Origin of the sequence: Mesorhizobium sp. M8A.F.Ca.ET.202.01.1.1, assembly GCF_004791595.1 — a bacterium.
Classification (GTDB): Bacteria; Pseudomonadota; Alphaproteobacteria; order Rhizobiales; family Rhizobiaceae; genus Mesorhizobium.
The window spans coordinates 1,702-2,045 of the sequence record NZ_SRUN01000042.1 but is presented as its reverse complement, the minus strand read 5'-3'; the positions used below and the strand labels follow the sequence as shown (position 1 = coordinate 2,045).

1 protein-coding gene is annotated in these 344 nt (G+C 68.0%); it reads right to left on the bottom strand.

Annotated features, from left to right (window positions below):
- A partial coding sequence (locus EN845_RS35695; RefSeq protein ID WP_168247841.1) for a hypothetical protein occupies positions 1 to 344 on the bottom strand: 344 nt, incomplete at both ends.

Sequence of the window (344 nt, the reverse complement as noted above, 5' to 3'; positions counted from 1 at the left end):
CGTAGCTATAGGTGCCGTCGGGGCTCAGTGTCAGCGTGCCGTACTGGCCAACGACATGGAAGTCGCCGCCCACCACCGTCGTTGCCCCAGAACCCGTCACGCCGCTCACCGCGGCGCCGTCGGCACCCTTGGTGTCGGCGCCGGCCGCATTGCCGTCGCTGCCGACGCCGGTAATCACGTTGCCGCTCGCCGTGCCGCCTTCCGTGACACTGTCCGTGTCGGCAACCGCCGTCGGCACGTCGTCGACGATGGCGATGGAGAGCGTCGTGGAGGCCGGATCACCGTCGGAATCGACCACCTGGACGGCGAAGTCGTCATGGGTAGTGTTGCCCGAGGTGTTGTCC